Source organism: Streptomyces sp. YJ-C3 (genome assembly GCF_053891275.1).
Genome location: NZ_CM132685.1, coordinates 5,262,950 through 5,277,428, shown reverse-complemented (window position 1 = coordinate 5,277,428; position 14,479 = coordinate 5,262,950). Strand labels below are relative to the sequence as shown.

The window sequence follows — 14,479 nt, the reverse complement described above, 5'->3', positions numbered from 1 at the left end:
CGTCAAGTGGCGCTCGGGTCCTTGCTGCCGTCCTCGGCGCCCTCGCCGGCGTACTCGACGGCCTGGTCATCCTCGGCGTCCTCGGTGTCTTCGGTGTCCTCTTCCGTGTAGCGGGCGCGTGCCCAGGCGGGCAGCAGGAACCAGCACAGCAGGTACCAGGCCAGGAGCACGGCGACGAGCACGGGGGCGAACGGGTCGTGCATCGCGATGCGCAGGATCAGGAAGAGCGCCGACACCAGCGTGCACAGCAGCAGCACGAGTCCCACGAAGGTCAGGCGGGAGGCCCAGGCCACCGCCTGCGGTTTGATCCGTCGACCGGTGACCAGCCGGTGGAAGGACACCGGGCCGATCAGGGCGCCCGTCGCCGCGGACCCGAGGACGACCGTCACGATGTAGATGGTGCGATCGGTGTCGGAGAGGTCCGGGAAGCGCGGGGTGAACACCACGGTGAGCAGGAATCCGAAGAGGATCTGCACCCCGGTCAGGGCCACCCGCAGCTCCTGGATGAGCTCCGACCACTGCCGGTCGGCCCGCTCCTCGACGGACTCGCTCCGGCCGCGCCGGGGCCCCCTCGCCCCCGCCGTGGGCTCGCCCGGTCGGTGGTCCGGGCGGGAGCCGCTCGCTTCTCGGTCAGTTCGACTTCGGTTGCGCACGGTCCCTCACACTGCGCAGGGAGAACGGATGGCCGGCGGGGTCGCAGTACAGACGCGTCTCGGTCCGTCCCACGTTGCCACGCGTCTCCAGCGGCCGCGCGCCGAGCCCGATCACCTGGCGTTCCACCTCGTCCAGGTGCTCCACGGCCACCAGCAGGTCCAGGTGGGCCTGCTGGGAGTCGTCGGGGCGCGGCCAGCTGGCCGGGGCGGCATTGAGGTCGAGGCGGAACGCCATGCGGGTGCCGCCCGCTCCGACGAGCTCGATGCGGTTGTCGCCGGCCGGCCGCTCGAGCTCGCCGTCGAGCAGCACCCGGTAGAACTCCGCGAGCTCCTCCGGCTCCGCACAGTCCAGGACCAGCACCGCCGATTCCACCTGGCTCATGGGACCTCCCCTGCCCGCCGACGAGGCCGGCGCTCGCCATGGCTCCGCGAGTACCCGCGTTCGTCCCCCCGAATCACCTGGTGGCCGGGGGCCGGTCACGTACCCGGCGCGGCACCTCCACCACGTCGAGGAACACCTGATCCGCTTCGGGCCAGGTGTTCCGGATGCTGCGCTTGATGCGCTCGCTGACCAGTTCCAGGCGCTCGCTGTCGATCCCGGGCGTCAGATCGACGCGGGCCGCGACGAGCGTCGAGTCCATGCCCAGGCGCATCGTGTGCAGCGCCGCCAGGTAGTCGATCTCCGGCTGTGCGTCCAGGAGTTCGCGGATGCCGCGGCGCAGCTCCGGATCGACGGCCTCGCCGATCAGCTGGTCTCGCGCGCTCCTGCCGAGGCGGTACGCGACGTACACCAGGAGCACGCCGATCGCCAGCGACGCCGACGCCTCCCAGACGATGTCGCCCGTCACCCTGTGCAGCACCATGCCACCCGCGGCCAGCAGCACCCCGGCCACCGCCGTGCTGTCCTCGGCGAGGACCGTGCGCAGCGCGGGGTCGGCGCCGACGCCCTCGCCGGGCTGCGCCCTGACCTGGTGGACGGCACGGACCAGGGAGGCGCCCTCGGCGAGCAGTGCCACGCCGAGGACCACGAGCCCGGCGACATAGCCCGTGCGGGACTCCTCGGCGGCGGGTGTCGTCAGCGCCTCGAAGCCCTGGAAGAAGGAGAAGCAGCCGCCCATCACGAAGATGCCGACCGCGGCCAGCAGCGACCAGAAGAACCGCTCCTTGCCGTACCCGAAGGGATGCCGGTGGTCCGCGGGGCGGCGGCTGCGGCGCAGCGCCGCGAGGAGGAACACCTCGTTGAGGCTGTCGGCCACCGAGTGCGCCGCCTCCGACAGCAGCGCGGGAGACGCGGCGATCAGACCGCCGACCGCCTTCGCCACGGCGATGAGCAGATTGGCGGCGAGGGCCACCAGGACCGTCAGCCGGGTCCTGCGGTCCTCGGACGTGCCGGACTTCGTGTTCTCGCTCACGTCGTCAACTCGCATTGTATGAGGGGCGTTTGCCGGGACTCGGTGCGCAGAGAGGGAATGACTGTGATGGCTTTCGTCCTGGTTCTGTGGCTGCTCGGATTCCTGGTACGCGGCACGACCGAAGGCGGATCGCGGTCGCGCTGGTACCGATGGTGAGTAACCGGAGCCCGGTCCCGTAAACCAAGATCCGGTGAACCGTGCGGACGAAGCCCCCGCCGGGCGTCAGGCCCGATGGGGGTGTTGTGCCGCTAGAGGTCCAGCTGGTAGGTGCACGAGCGATGCGTCGGTACGTAGCCGAGCGCGTCGTTGACCGTGCGCATCGGCGTATTGCTGTCCGCGGTGTCCGTGACGAGCCCGGTCAGCCGGGGATGGCGCTCGCGCACCCGCAGGATCTGATCCGCCTTCATCCAGCGGGCCAGCCCCCTGCCCCGGTGCTCCGGCAGCACCCCCGTGCCGTAGTGCTCCCCGTCGCCCTCGCGGGCGCCCGGCACGACCAGCTCCGTGAATCCGGCCACCGAACCGTCCGCCGTGTCGATCGCGGCGGCCGTGTGCAGCAGGTCGCCGCGGCGCGCCACGGCCTCGGCGACGGCTCGTACCCGCGCCACGTCCCACTCGACGCGGCCGTGGTCGGCGTCGTCCATCGGCATGTCGTCCATGGCCCGGCGCGACGCCGCGAACGACGCGGCCAGGGCGTCCGGGACCGTGCCGTCCCACTCCACGAGCCGGTAGCCGGCGGGGACCCGCCCGGCCGCCGCCGTGAGGGCCGGGACATCCGCGTCGGCGAGCACGAGCCGCGAGTACGTCAGACGGAGCACTCTGCGGAACTCCCGCGCCGCCAGGAAGAGTTCACCGGGGGAGTCGCCGTCCGCCGAGGCGAGCACGGAGCGCCGGCCGTCCTCGCGGGCGGCGCCGACGGCGGCCGTGAGCAATCGGGAGCCCACTCCCGCGCGCCGCTCGGCCGGATGCACCCGGATCACCAGCTCGGCCAGATGCCGTTGCCCGTCGCGGTCGAACAGGCGCAGCGACGCCGTCCCCACGGGATCGCCCTGCGCGTCCTGCGCCAGCCAGACGAGGCGACGCGTGCCCGCCGTGGCATGCGGATCGATGAGCGGGGTCGGCTGCGGCGGCACGTGCGGCAAGGGCACTCCTGAGTCGGTGGCGATGGGGCGGGCAGAACGTAACCCCGTGGACCGTGGGCCGCAAAGGAATTACCGCGACGGCGTCCGGCCGCCCGGTTTGGGGACCCGGGATCCGGCTACCCGCCTGCGCGAGCAGACGTCCCCTGGAGAGGAGCCGGGCCTGTGGCCTCCACGAACAAGTATCCGTACCTCCGCACCGAGACCACCGAGGCCGCTGACCCCGCCCTGATGACCGAGACGCCGAAGGACGACCTCGTCCGCTTCCTCGAGGACCGGTTCGCCTGCGCCCAGAGCTGCGCCGAGTGCGCCCGCGTCGGCGCCCTGTTCGTCAGCTCCGTCGAGCCGGGCCCCATCGTCCCGCCGGCGCACGGCCCCGTCCGGCTCGCGGCGGAACGGGACGCCGGTCGGGCCGGGGCCAGACACGGGCTGCGGCGCACCCTGCTGCTGTGCGTCGAGGTCTGCGACGCGACCTGCCGGCTCCTGGCGGAGGACGCACACCAGGACGAGTACGCGCTCCGGCTCCAGGTCGAGTGGTGCCGCGCGGTCGTACTGGACGGCGCGCACGCCTGTGACGTGGTCCCCGACGCCGCGCACTGCGCCGAGCAGTGCCGTGCCTGCGCGCGGGCCTGTACCGACTTCCTGGCGATCCTCGACTGACGGCCGATCCGTCCCCGGCATTCCCTATTTCTGGAACGCGTTCTACTGTGTGCGCCGTCAAACCCGCGCCGACGCCGCCCAGTTGACCGCCAGGAGGGGCCGTGCACCTCGAATACACGCCTGAGCAGCAGCAGTTGCGCACCGAGCTGCGCGCCTACTTCGCCGACCTCGTGCCCGACAACGCGTACGCACGCTACGAGGACCCGGCCGCCCAGAAGCGTTTCTACCGCGAGACCGTGCGCCGGCTCGGCGCCGACGGGTGGCTCGGGGTCGGCTGGCCCAAGGAGTACGGCGGCCGGGGCCTGACCCCGATGGAACAGTTCATCTTCTTCGACGAGGCGGCCCAGGCGGGCGTACCGCTGCCGCTGATGGCGCTCAACACGGTCGGCCCGACGATCATGCAGTTCGGCACGGAGGAACAGAAGGAGTTCTTCCTGCCGAAGATCCTCTCGGGCGAGCTCGACTTCGCGATCGGCTACAGCGAACCGGACGCGGGCACCGACCTCGCCGCCCTCAAGACCCGCGCGGTCAGGGACGGCGACGACTACGTCGTGAACGGGCAGAAGATCTGGACGACCAACGGCGACACCGCCGACTGGGTCTGGCTCGCCGTCCGCACCGACCCCGACGCCCCGCCCCACAAGGGCATCACGATGCTGCTCGTCCCGACCTCCGACCCGGGCTACACCTGCACCGTCATCAACACCCTCGCCTCGCACGACACGACGGCGAGCTACTACGAGAACATCCGCGTGCCCGCCGCGCGCCGCGTCGGCGACGAGAACAAGGGCTGGCGCCTGATCACCAACCAGCTCAACCACGAACGCGTCACCCTCGCCGCGCACGGCACCATGGCCATCCGCGCCCTGCACGACGTCCAGCGCTGGGCCATGGAGACCAAGCTCGCCGACGGCCGCCGCGTCATCGACCTCGGCTGGGTCAGGAAGCGGCTCGCCCAGACCCACACCAAGCTCGACGCGATGAAACTCCTCAACTGGCAGATGGTGAACGCCGTCCAGGAAGGCACCCTCATGCCGCAGGACGCATCCGCGGTGAAGGTCTACGGCTCCGAAGCACGCCGCGACGCGTACGCCTGGCTGATGGAGGTGGTCGCCGCCGCGGGCGCCCTGAAGGAGGGCAGCGCGGGCGCCGTGCTCCACGGTGAACTGGAACGCGGCTACCGGTCGGCCGTCATCTTCACGTTCGGCGGCGGCAACAACGAGATCCAGCGGGAGATCATCTCGTGGATCGGACTCGGGATGCCGCGGGTGCGCCGCTAGGTCACTTCTGTGGTTCGTATCAGTAACCGATGGCTTCTCGGAGCAGCAGGACGGTGCCGCGCCCCGGGCGGGGTTCCGCGTTGAGGACGAGCAGGCGGTTGACGGCGCTGGGCATCCCGTACGCCGCCCGGGCGCGGGCGTTCTCCAGCGGGAGGGCGTGCTCCTCGACGCGGCGCAGGGCCGTGCTCAGGTCGGGCACGACCTTCTGCGCGCCGACGATCCAGATCGCGTGGGCGGCGCCGCCCGCGTTGGCCGGGAGCTGACTGCCGCTGCCCGAGGCGAGAACGAGCGAGCCGGTCTCGGTGACCGCGGCGACGCTGTTGACGACGACATCGGGGCTCGCGGCCAGCCGTCGGATCTCGTCGGCGCCGGTGGCACGGTCGATGGCCAGCAGGCGCGGCCTGATCGCGTCGTACCGGCCGCCGGTGTTGATGTCCTCGTCGATCCCCGACAGCCGGAGCGTCTCGCTGGCCCCGGTGAACACGCCGGCCCCCTCGGGGATCAGGTCCCTGACGCGGACGCGTGCTGCCGCCGCGTCGTCGAGGATCTCGGTGGCGAAGCCGCCGGCGCGCAGCGCGGCGGCCACCCGCTCCAGTCGTTCGGCCGGTGCCGGGTCGGTGAACGACGCGGCCTCAGCCGGGCCGGTCCCGGTGCCGCCCCGCGCCGCACGGGGTGCCGTGCCCGCCAGCGGGGAGGTGTCGAGGTACCTGACCTCGTACACCCGCTCGGCGAACCTCCAGCCCTCCGCGGTGCGCCGGTAACGGTCGTGGTAGACGGCGTAGTTCAGACCTTGGCGTCCGTCGAGGGTCCGCGCGAGCTCATGGATGTAGGCGCGGCCCGTCGCGGTGTCGCCGTCGAGCACGATGCTGCCGGGGTGGGTGGTCTGTACGAAGAAGTCCCACTGGCTCTGCAGCCGCTCGCCCCCGGCCCTGATCTCCTCGCGGCCGATCTGCTCGACGGGGATGTCGGGCATGCGCAGCACGCCGTCCGGTGTGAACAGCGACGCCAGGCGGGGCCGGTCGCGCATCATCGCCGCGTCGGTGAACTCGCCGCGCAGCGCCTCGATCTCGACGCGGTCCGCGACGGCCTGGAAGTCGTGCATCGACGTCCCCTCTCCCTCTGGTTGTCGTCCTCGCCGGTACGACAACGCAGCCGCGCGGAATGTGAGGCGGCACCTCGGCCTCACATTCCGGTGGGCTGTCCTGTCGTACCGGGTAGTGGCACGGGAGCGGGCGAGGGAGACGGCGAGACGATGACCACCAGAGCAGAGCACTGCGACGATCAGGACGATCCGGGCCTCGACGCGATCATGAGCGAGCGGCGCCGGCTGATCAATCTCGCCTATCGACTCCTCGGGTCCCTTGCCGACGCCGAGGACGTCGTGCAGGAGACCTACGCCCGCTGGTACGCCATGTCCGCACGGGAGCGGCAGGACATCGAGGTGCCCGGCGCCTGGCTGATGACGGTCGCCGGCCGCATCTGCCTGAACCTGCTCGGCTCGGCGCGGGCCAGGCGGGAGACGTACGTGGGCAGCTGGATCCCGGAGCCGCTGCCCGAACCCACGGAGTGGATCACCGGTCCCTCCGGCGCCGGCGGGACCGACCCGGCCGACCGGATCACCCTCGACGAGTCGGTGACGATGGCCTTCCTGGTCGTCCTCGACACGATGACCCCGGCCGAACGCGTCGCGTTCGTCCTGCACGACGTCTTCCGCTATCCCTTCGGCGAGGTCGCCGACATCGTCGGGCGCACCCCGGCGGCCTGCCGTCAGCTGGCCTCGTCCGCCCGCCGCCGCATCCGCACCGCGCGGACCCCGGCGGGGCCGGGCGCCGGGCAGGCCGGCATCGTCAGGCGGTTCAGAACGGCGTGGCAGGCCCAGGACATCGAAGCCCTGATCGGCCTGCTCGACCCCGACGCCACCGCGACCGCCGACGGCGGCGGGCTGGCCGTCACCCACCTGCACCCGATCGTGGGCGGAGAGCGGATCGCCCGCGCCTACGCCGAGATCGCCCGGGTGTCGGGTGAGCGCACCACGTTCCTGGAATGCACGGTCAACGGCCTGCCCGGCCTGGCGGCGCGGCAGGACGGCACGCTCGTGACCGTGTTCGCGTTCGAGGTCACGGGCGACCGGATCAGGCGCATCTGGGCGGTGCGGAACCCGGAGAAGCTCCGTCCCTGGCGGACCGGCTGAGACCGACGGCTGCGTAAGCTGGTCGTGTCGGCCAGGGTGACGACAGGAGGCGCGCGTGATGCGGGCGGGTGCGGCGGATCCGGGGCTGTTCGGGCCCGACTCGGTGACCTGGCAGATGCACGCCGACCCCATGATGTGGGTGGCGGGCGTGCGAGCCCTGTACCTCCAGGCGCTGCACCCTCGCGCGGTGCGCGGCGTCATGCAGAATTCGGACTTCCGGCGCGATGCCTGGGGCCGGCTGATGCGGACCGCGAGCTTCGTCGGGACCACCACGTACGGGACGACCGAGGCGGCGGAGAAGGCGGGCGCGCGGGTCCGCAAGATCCACAGCATGCTCTCGGCCACGGACCCGGACACGGGGGAGCGGTACGGCGTCGACGAGCCCGGGCTGCTGCTGTGGGTGCACTGCGCCGAGATCGACTCCTACCTGCACGTGGCGCGACGCTCCGGCTTCAGGCTCACCGAGGCCCAGGCCGACCGGTACGTCGCTGAGCACCGCACCAGCGCCCGCCTCGTCGGCCTCGACCCGGACGAAGTCCCTTCGAGCCAGAGTGAGGTGCGGGAGTACTTCGAGAAGGTGCGGCCTGAACTGGCCGCCGGTCCGGAGGCCCGCGTCGTCGACGACTTCCTGCAACGACCGCCCACCCAGGCGCTGTTGGTCCCGGCGCGCGAGGCGCTGTGGCGGCGGGTGGCCAATCTGGCGTACGCCGCACTGCCGCCCCACGCCCATGACCTGTACGGACGGCCCGCTCCCGCCCCCGCGGTCGTCACCCGCCGCCTGCGCGCCACGGGCACGGCGCTGCGCTGCGTTCCCGCCCGCGTGCGCTGGCAACTGCCCCCGAAACACATCCTGCGCGCCATGGCGAGACTCGGCCCCGACGCCCGCCCGGCACCGTACAAAGTCGGCAGATGGGTAGCCATACTGGACTAGGCCCGTCGTCACGCCCGTGTCTGTCCGGCGGTGACGACGGAGCCCGCCGGGGAGGGCGCAGCGAGGCTACGGGGGGCGACAGCGGGACATGGCGGAGTCGGGGGAGACCGGGAGCATCAGGCTGATCCACGGGCGGTACCGGCTGCTTGAGCGCATCGGCCGCGGCGGCATGGGCGAGGTGCGGCGTGCCCGCGACGAGTCGCTCGGGCGGCACGTCGCCGTGAAGTGCCTCAAGCCGCTCGGACCGCAGCGGGACCAGTCCTTCACCCGCGTGCTGCGGGAGCGCTTCCGCAGAGAGGCGCGGGTCGCGGCGGCGCTGCAGCACCGCGGCATCACCGTCGTGCACGACTTCGGCGAGTACGAGGGCGTCCTGTATCTGGTGATGGAGCTCCTGGAGGGCAGGAACCTCAGTCAGCTCCTGGAGGACAACCGGCATCATCCGCTGGCCGTGGACGACGTCGTCGACATGGCCGAGCAGGTCGCGTCCGCCCTCGCCTACACCCACGAACAGGGCATCGTGCACCGCGACCTGAAGCCCGCCAACATCGTGCGCCTGGCCGACGGCACGGCGAAGATCTGCGACTTCGGCATCGCCCGCCTCGGCCACGACATCGGCTTCACCGCCCGGCTCACCGGCACCGGCATCGCCATGGGCACCCCGCACTACATGTCCCCCGAGCAGATCGGCGGCATCCACGTCGACCAGCGCAGCGACCTGTACTCGCTGGGGTGCGTGCTGTACGAGATCGCCACGGGCGCGCCGCCGTTCGACCTGGACGACGCGTGGGCCGTCCTCGTCGGACACCGGGACACCCCGCCCGAGCCGCCCCGCAGCCACCGGCCCGAACTGCCTCTCTACGTCGACCGGATCATCCTCGACCTGCTCGCCAAGGACCCCGAGGAACGCCCCGGCGACGCACGGGAGTTGGGGCGTCGCATCGCCACCGGACGCTCGGCGCGCGGAGCGTACGTGCCGACGGTGCGCGCCCCGCAGATCGCACTCCGCCCGGACCCGCAGACCGGCACCGGGCCGTCGGGCCCGCGCGAGCCTCGCCTGCCGTCCTGGACGCGCGGCATGAGCACCGGCCACAAGGCCACCGGCGGACCGGGACTGCGCGTCACCCCTCCCGACACCGCGTCCGGCCTCGCCGGTGACTGGGTCCCGCGGCCCGCCGCCGGAACCCGGACGGCATCGGGTGAGCGGTCCGAACGCCCCGCACCGGCACCGGAGTTGCTGGCCACGCTCGCCTCCCGGCACCACGCGGGCCTCAGCCTCGGCCGGCTCGGCCGCTGGACCGAGGCCGGCGAGGTGCACCGCGCGGTCGCCGCCGAACGGGAGCACGCGCTCGGCCCCGATCACCCCGACACCCTCGCCAGCCGCTACGAGGTCGCCTTCTCGCTGAGCCGCACCGGGCGCGCCGCCGACGCGCTGCGCGAGTACCGGCGCGTGGTCGAGGGGCGCGAGCGGGCGCTCGGCCCCGACCACCCCGAGACGCTCGGGGCGCGCCAGGAAGTGGGGTACGTGCTGGGCAAGCTGGGCCGGCACTTCGAGGCGCACGAGGCGTACACGGCGGTCCTCGCGGCGCGCGAGCGCGTCATGGGGCCCGATCACCCCGACACCCTGCGCTGCCGCCACAACCTCGCCTTCAACCTCAGCCGGCTCGGACGCCTGGAGGACTCGTACCGGATGGCGGGCGAGGTCGCCGACGCCCGGGCCCGCGTGCTCGGCGCCGACCACCCCGACACGCTCGTCACCCGCTGCGAAGTCGGCTACACACTGGGCCAGTTGGGGCGCTGGAGCGAGGCCCTGCGCACCTACCGCGAAGTGGCCGAGGCCCGGGCGCAGGCGCTGGGCGCCGACCACCCGGACACCCTGGCGGCGCGGTACGAGGTGGGCATCAGCCTGGGCCGGCTCGGACGCAGCGCGGAGGCGCTCACGCTCTACCGCGACCTGATCGACGACCGCGCCCGGGTCAGCGGCCCCAGCGACCCCGAGACGCTGCGCGCCCGGCACGGCCTCGGCGTCAACCTCGGCCGCATGGCCCGCTGGGAGGAGGCGCTCGCCGAGGCCCGCGACGTGTGCGCGATCCGTGAGCGGGTCCTGGGCCCCGACCACGTCGACACCCTCATCAGTCACCGGGAGGTGGCGGTCGGTCTCGGCTGGCTGGGGCGGTGGCAGGACGCGCTCGTCGAGTACCGCACGGTGGCTGCCGCCAGGGAGCGGGTTCTCGGGGAGGCCCATGTGGACTCCCTGGCCAGCAGGAACGATGAGGCGCACTGTCTGGAGCAGCTGGGGCGGAGCGGCGAGGCCGCCGAGCTGTACCGGCGTGCCGCGGCGCTGAGGCAGCGCGGGCAGAACCGCGGCTGATGCCCCGGGGGCTCCGCCCCGGACCCCGCTCCTCAATCGCCGGAGGGGCTCGATACGGCCTGCGGGGCTTGATTCCGCTGCGAGGAGTGCTACCAAGAGCCATGCCCGTAAAAGATCAGTACGACGTCGTCATCGTCGGAGGCGGCCACAACGGTCTCGTCGCCGCCGCCTATCTCGCCCGTGCCGGCCGCACCGTCACCGTGCTCGAACGCCTCGGGCGGACGGGCGGCGCCGCCGTGTCCACCCGGCCCTTCCCCGGCGTGGACGCCCGCCTCTCCCGGTACTCGTACCTGGTCAGCCTGCTCCCCAGGAAGATCGTGGCCGAGCTGGGGCTCGACTTCGCCGTGCGGCAGCGCACCGTGTCCTCGTACACGCCGACCGTCCGCGACGGCCGCCCGACGGGGCTGCTCGTCGGCGGCGGGGCCGACCGCACCCGGGACTCCTTCGCCCGGCTGACGGGAGGCGAGCGCGAGTACGCGGCGTGGACCCGGTTCTACGAGACCACCCGGCAGGTCGCCGAACGCGTCTTCCCCACCCTCACCGAACCGCTGCCGAGCCGTGCCGCGCTGCGGGAGCGGATCGGGGACGACGCGGCCTGGCGGCTGCTCTTCGAGGAGCCCCTCGGGGTCGGTGTCGAGGAGTCCTTCGAGGACGACCTGGTGCGCGGCGTCGTCCTGACCGACGCGCTGATCGGCACGTTCGCCGACGCCCACGATCCGTCCCTGGCCCAGAACCGCTGCTTCCTCTACCACGTGATCGGCAACGGCACGGGCGACTGGGACGTGCCCGTGGGCGGCATGGGCGCGCTCACCGACGCGCTCGCCGCCGCGGCCCGTGCGGCGGGTGCCCACCTCGTCACCGGCCACGAGGTCACCGGGATCGAGACCGACGGACAGCGGGCCGAGGTCACGTACCGCACCGAGGACGGCGAGGGCGCGGTCGCCGCCCGGCACGTCCTCGTCAACGCCTCCCCGCAGGACCTCGCCCGGCTCCTCGGCGACACCCCGCCCGCCCCTGCCGAAGGCGCCCAGCTCAAGGTCAACATGCTGCTCAAGCGGCTGCCCCGGCTGAAGGACACCGCGGTCGACCCGCGCGAGGCGTTCGCCGGGACGTTCCATGTGGCCGAGGGGTACGGCCAGTTGGCGACCGCGTACGCCGAGGCGGCCGCCGGCTCCCTGCCGAGCGCGCCGCCCTCCGAGATCTACTGCCACTCCCTGACCGACCCGACGATCCTCGCCCCGGACCTCGTCGCCCGCGGCTACCAGACCCTCACCCTCTTCGGGCTGCACACCCCGGCACGCCTGTTCACGCAGGACAACGACACCGCCCGCGCGGACCTCCTGAAGGCCACCCTCGCGCAGCTCGACGCCCACCTCGCCGAGCCGCTCGCCGACTGCCTCGCCGAGGACGCCGACGGCCGTCTCTGCATCGAGGCGAAGACCCCGCTCGACCTGGAGCGGGACCTGCGCCTGCCCGGCGGCAACATCTTCCACCGGGCCCTGTCCTTCCCGTACGCACAGGACGGCACGGGCCGCTGGGGCGTGGAGACCGCCCACGCGAACGTGCTGCTGTGCGGCGCCGGAGCGGTGCGCGGCGGCGGGGTCAGCGGTATCCCCGGGCACAACGCGGCCATGGCGGTGCTCGGCCGCTGAGAGCCGGTGACCCCGCTCCGGGTCAGGCCGCGAAGACGGTGGACGAGGGACAGACCTCTCCGGCTCGGTCAGCAGTGTCGACCGGCGCGAGCGGCTGCGCGGGTTCCGCGCGGCGCTGGAGGAGGGCGGCGTCGACCCGGCCTCGGCGGTGGTCTGGCCGGGCGCCGCCACCAGCGAGTGCGGCGACAAGGAGTCCGCGGAGCTCGGCCGTGCGACGGCCCGGGAACTGCTCGCCGCACCCGAGCCGCCCACCGGGTTCGTGGGGTGGCGCCGGATCAGTCCTGGGCCTCCGTCCAGCCCACCGCGTCGATCCGGGACGAGTCGGCCGGGCGGGCCTCGTCGAAGACGATCCGGTGGCCGTCGGTGACCCGCACACCGTCCACGTAGACCCCGCGTCCCACGTACAGCTGGTCGGTCGTGTACCGCCAGCGCACCCGGGTGGACGCCGAGCCGAAGCCGCCGAGGTCCGCGGACAGACGGTGCCAGGCGCGGCCCGCGTAGCCGTCCACCGCGCCCGACGGGTGGTCGTCGGCACGGTCCGTGGTGAAGGGAAGAGGCTTCCAGCTGGAGCCGCCGTCCGTCGACACCTCAAGGAAGAGGAAGTCGGAGTGCGGTTCCGTGTCCCACCACAGGGCGCACGTCAGACGTGCGTCGGGCGAGGAGAGGCGCAGGTCCGGCAGGGTCAGGGTGGCCGACGTGGCGCCGGCCATGCCCGAGAACCAGGCGGTACGTCCGTGCGCGGGACGCACCGCGACGGCGCGCGCCATGTTGTTGGCCGTGGCGACCCGGGGAGCGGAGCCGGATCGCCAGGTGCGCACGGGGTGCACGGAGTTGCCCAGCACGATGAGGAACGAGTCCGTCGTCGGGTCGAGCACGATCGAGGTGCCGGTGAATCCCGTGTGGCCCGCCGTGCGCGGCGTCGCCATCGCGCCCATGTACCAGTGCTGGTAGAGCTCGAAGCCCAGGCCGTGCTCGTCGCCGGGGAAGGCCGTGTTGAAGTCCGTGAACATCAGCTCCACGGACTTCTCGGAGAGGATGCGGGCGCTGCCGTACACCCCGCCGTTGAGCAGCGTCCGGCCGAGGACCGCCAGGTCCCACGCGCAGGAGAAGACGCCGGCGTGGCCCGCGACGCCGCCGAACCCGAACGCGTTCTCGTCGTGCACCTCGCCCCACACCAGGCCCCGGTCCAGGCCCGACCACGGCGCCCGCTCGTCCTCCGTCGCCGCGATCCTCGGCTTCCAGGAGGCGGGCGGGTTGTAGCGGGTGCGCGTCATGCCGAGCGGTTCCGTGATCCGCCCGCGCAGCAGCGCGTCGAGGGTCTCGCCGGTGAGCTTCTCCAGGACCAGCTGGAGCGAGATGAGGTTGAGGTCCGAGTAGAGGTAGGCGGTGCCGGGCGGGTTGAGCAGGGCCTCGTTCCAGATGAGACGGAGCTGCCCCTCGCGCGTGGACTCCTTGTAGAGCGGGATCCAGGACCGGAAACCCGAGGTGTGCGTCAGGAGTTGACGAATCGTCACGTCCTGCTTGCCCGCGCCCGCGAAGTCCGGCAGGTACGAGGCGACCTCGGCCTCCAGCTCCAGCGCGCCGCGCTCGATCTCCTGCACGGCGAGGATCGACGTGAACAGCTTCGACACCGAGGCCAGGTCGAAGACGGTGTCCTCGGCCATGCCGATCTGCTGGTCCGCGGGGAACTCGACCCCCGTGTCCGTCGTCTCGTCGTAGCGCGAGTAGCGCACCGCCTTGCCGATCGGCTGGTGCAGCGCCACCGTGCCGCCGCGGCCCGCGAGCAGCACCGCACCGGCGTACCACGGATGCTTGGGGGACGGGCCGAGGAACTTCTCGGCGTCCGCGACCAGTTGGCGCAGATGGCCGGCGAGCAGGCCCGCGCGTTCGGGGGAGCCCCGGCGCAGAGTGGGGCGCCGCCGCTGTGTCGGCTGCCCGGCGGCCGCGGCGGGGCCGGCCGGGAAGGGGGCGAGGGCGAGCGCGCCGCCCAGGGCCAGACCGGCCCCGGCGAGCCGGCGCCGGGTGAGTCCGGCTCCTGCGCCGCCGGGTCTGTCCGCTGCTTGGGTTGCTCCGGTCTCTCCGGTCTCTGCGGCCATGAACGGGCCCTCCTGAAAGTATCTTTCGGGATCTTCCGCGACGGGTGAAACTTTCATGTCAGCGCCGCCCTGTGTCAACCACCCGTGTCCGGTGACCGGC

General features: G+C 72.7%; 12 protein-coding genes and 1 pseudogene. 7 read left to right on the top strand and 6 right to left on the bottom strand.

The features are described from left to right. Positions 1–2: 2 nt before the first annotated feature. The 3 genes from ACVHNB_RS23525 to ACVHNB_RS23515 all read right to left on the bottom strand — a co-directional run bounded on the left by ACVHNB_RS23525 (position 3) and on the right by ACVHNB_RS23515 (position 2,080). On the bottom strand, positions 3–653 hold the full coding sequence (locus tag ACVHNB_RS23525; protein WP_428956711.1) for a DUF6328 family protein: 651 nt from the start codon (positions 651–653) through the stop codon (positions 3–5). Continuing rightward, positions 631–1,035 (bottom strand): VOC family protein, encoded by a 405-nt coding sequence (locus ACVHNB_RS23520; RefSeq protein WP_428956712.1) that lies wholly within the window; start codon positions 1,033–1,035, stop codon positions 631–633. The genes ACVHNB_RS23525 and ACVHNB_RS23520 overlap by 23 nt, the downstream gene beginning before the upstream one ends. Positions 1,036–1,108: 73 nt before the next feature. After that, positions 1,109–2,080: a cation diffusion facilitator family transporter gene (locus ACVHNB_RS23515; protein WP_428956713.1), complete on the bottom strand. Its 972-nt coding sequence runs from the start codon at positions 2,078–2,080 to the stop codon at positions 1,109–1,111. Positions 2,081–2,140: 60 nt separating this feature from the next. Between ACVHNB_RS23515 and ACVHNB_RS23510 the strand changes: the two are divergent. Then, a pseudogene (locus tag ACVHNB_RS23510) lies at positions 2,141–2,221 on the top strand (hydrophobic protein); the annotation flags it as partial. A 92-nt stretch (positions 2,222–2,313) separates the two neighbouring features. On the opposite strand, the gene ACVHNB_RS23505 reads toward ACVHNB_RS23510, so the two are convergent. After that, on the bottom strand, positions 2,314–3,195 hold the full coding sequence (locus ACVHNB_RS23505) for a GNAT family N-acetyltransferase (RefSeq protein ID WP_456228933.1): 882 nt from the start codon (positions 3,193–3,195) through the stop codon (positions 2,314–2,316). 171 nt (positions 3,196–3,366) lie between these two features. Here ACVHNB_RS23505 and ACVHNB_RS23500 point away from each other — a divergent pair, with 171 nt between their 5' ends. Then, positions 3,367–3,861, top strand: coding sequence for a ferredoxin (locus ACVHNB_RS23500; RefSeq protein ID WP_456225800.1), 495 nt, complete (start codon positions 3,367–3,369; stop codon positions 3,859–3,861). 101 nt (positions 3,862–3,962) lie between these two features. Beyond that, the gene (locus ACVHNB_RS23495; protein ID WP_456225799.1) at positions 3,963–5,141 is read left to right on the top strand and encodes an acyl-CoA dehydrogenase family protein; all 1,179 of its coding nucleotides are present in this window, start codon (positions 3,963–3,965) and stop codon (positions 5,139–5,141) included. A 19-nt stretch (positions 5,142–5,160) separates the two neighbouring features. On the opposite strand, the gene ACVHNB_RS23490 is transcribed toward ACVHNB_RS23495, so the two are convergent. Then, positions 5,161–6,243 (bottom strand): LUD domain-containing protein, encoded by a 1,083-nt coding sequence (locus tag ACVHNB_RS23490; RefSeq protein WP_428956716.1) that lies wholly within the window; start codon positions 6,241–6,243, stop codon positions 5,161–5,163. 150 nt (positions 6,244–6,393) lie between these two features. Here ACVHNB_RS23490 and sigJ point away from each other — a divergent pair, with 150 nt between their 5' ends. The 4 genes from sigJ (at position 6,394) to ACVHNB_RS23470 (ending at position 12,283) form a co-directional block, all read left to right on the top strand. Then, positions 6,394–7,332: an RNA polymerase sigma factor SigJ gene (gene sigJ, locus ACVHNB_RS23485; RefSeq protein ID WP_456225798.1), complete on the top strand. Its 939-nt coding sequence runs from the start codon at positions 6,394–6,396 to the stop codon at positions 7,330–7,332. A gap of 58 nt (positions 7,333–7,390) precedes the next feature. Continuing rightward, positions 7,391–8,263: an oxygenase MpaB family protein gene (locus tag ACVHNB_RS23480; RefSeq protein WP_456228932.1), complete on the top strand. Its 873-nt coding sequence runs from the start codon at positions 7,391–7,393 to the stop codon at positions 8,261–8,263. An 88-nt stretch (positions 8,264–8,351) separates the two neighbouring features. After that, the gene (locus tag ACVHNB_RS23475; protein ID WP_456225797.1) at positions 8,352–10,631 is read left to right on the top strand and encodes a tetratricopeptide repeat protein; all 2,280 of its coding nucleotides are present in this window, start codon (positions 8,352–8,354) and stop codon (positions 10,629–10,631) included. Positions 10,632–10,732: 101 nt separating this feature from the next. After that, positions 10,733–12,283 carry a phytoene desaturase family protein gene (locus ACVHNB_RS23470; RefSeq protein ID WP_456225796.1) on the top strand — a complete coding sequence of 517 codons (1,551 nt, stop codon included), beginning with the start codon at positions 10,733–10,735 and terminating at the stop codon, positions 12,281–12,283. A gap of 275 nt (positions 12,284–12,558) precedes the next feature. Here ACVHNB_RS23470 and ACVHNB_RS23465 read toward each other — a convergent pair whose 3' ends face one another. Next, positions 12,559–14,379: a serine hydrolase gene (locus ACVHNB_RS23465; RefSeq protein WP_456225795.1), complete on the bottom strand. Its 1,821-nt coding sequence runs from the start codon at positions 14,377–14,379 to the stop codon at positions 12,559–12,561. Positions 14,380–14,479 lie beyond the last annotated feature (100 nt).